Annotated in this window: 1 protein-coding gene; it reads right to left on the bottom strand. The window is 64.5% G+C overall.

The genetic code is table 11. From position 1 onward, the window contains the following. Window positions 1–984, bottom strand: a 984-nt coding sequence (locus AX721_RS13465; RefSeq protein ID WP_156467166.1) for a TonB-dependent receptor domain-containing protein, incomplete at both ends; no start/stop codon positions are given.

Raw genomic sequence — 984 nt, 5'->3', positions numbered from 1 at the left:
GATCCTTGTCGAACAGGTTGTTCACGCCCGCCCGGAAGTTGAGGTTGTCGCGCATGGTCCAGGACGCCGTCAGGTCGAAGTAGTCGCGCGAGGCGAGCGTCTTGTCCGAAAGGTGCTGCACCTCGGGGTTATTGAGCCCCGGGTCCTTCGAGTAGGCGTCCAGCGTGACCTTTGAGAAGTGGCGCCATTGGAGGGACACGGCGAAGTCCCGGAACCAGTCGCCGTACTCGAACGGCGTGGTCCAGGTCACGCGGGCCTTATGGCGCCATTCCGGGTTCGGGGCCGACAGACCGCCCGTCACCGAGCAGACGTTACCGTAGTAGCCGGCGCAGTCGAAGGAGTCCTCACCGGGAAGCGGTTGGACCTTCAGGGTGTCGAGGTAGGTCCCAACGAAGTTGAGGCTCAGCCCCCCGCTGTTGCCGAGTCCAAGGTTCTCGAGGTCGGTCCGATAGCCCACGTTGATGTCGAAACCCGTCGTCGCCAACGAGCCGGTGTTCAAGGTGGTGTTCCGCACGAAGCCTTGGTTCGACAGGTAGAGCGAGCCGTCGGCGTCGCGCTGGACGAGGTTGCAATAGAAGGGGTCGAGGGTGTCGACGCAGCGGTTGATGATCGTGTCCGCGCCGATGCCGCCGATGAAGTCCTTCACCTTGATGTCGAAATAGTCGACCGAGAAATTGAACCCTGGCAGGAACGAGGGCTGGAAGACGAAGCCCACCGTGTAGGTGTCCGCCGTTTCGGGGTCGAGGTCGGGATTGCCGCCGTTCAGGCCGTTGTACTGGTTGGCGCTGTTCGCCTCGATGGCGAGGACCTGGGCGGTCGTCAGACCAAAGGCCTGGGCGCAGCGGGCGACCAGGGGACTGTTCGCGGTCAGGCCGGCGCACGGGTCTTGGGTGCCGTCGAGGACGACGTTCTGCGGGCTGAACAGTTCCAGGACGTGCGGCGCACGGACGGCGCGGTTGTAGCCGCCGCGCAGGCGCAGGCCGT

The sequence above is a fragment of the Phenylobacterium sp. CCH9-H3 genome, assembly GCF_001557235.1.
GTDB lineage: Bacteria > Pseudomonadota > Alphaproteobacteria > Caulobacterales > Caulobacteraceae > Phenylobacterium.
The sequence above is the reverse complement of the archived record's forward strand: the minus strand, read 5'-3'. Positions and strand labels throughout refer to the sequence as shown.